The organism is Tessaracoccus sp. OH4464_COT-324 (assembly GCF_003932855.1).
GTDB lineage: Bacteria > Actinomycetota > Actinomycetes > Propionibacteriales > Propionibacteriaceae > Arachnia.
In genome coordinates this window covers 1-322 of sequence record NZ_RQYZ01000169.1, presented here as the reverse complement: position 1 = coordinate 322, position 322 = coordinate 1, and the positions used below count along the sequence as shown (strand labels likewise).

The 322-nt window shown below is 38.2% G+C and carries 1 protein-coding gene; it reads left to right on the top strand.

The window, feature by feature from the left end; genetic code table 11:
- On the top strand, positions 1-322 hold a 322-nt coding region (locus tag EII42_RS12630), incomplete at both ends, for a pyruvate formate lyase family protein (RefSeq protein ID WP_305000358.1).

Here is a 322-nt window from a genome sequence, read left to right as displayed (position 1 = left end):
TACGTGAAGAAATTGCAGAACAACACCGCGCTTTAGGCAAGATGAAAGAAATGGCTGCATCTTACGGCTATGATATTTCTGGTCCTGCAACAAATGCACAAGAAGCGGTTCAATGGACTTATTTTGCATATTTAGCTGCTGTTAAATCACAAAATGGTGCGGCAATGTCTTTTGGTCGTGTATCAACATTCTTGGACGTGTTCATTGAACGTGACTTAAAAGCTGGCAAAATTACTGAACAAGAAGCACAAGAATTAATTGACCATTTAGTAATGAAACTACGTATGGTTCGTTTCTTACGTACTCCAGAATATGATCAATT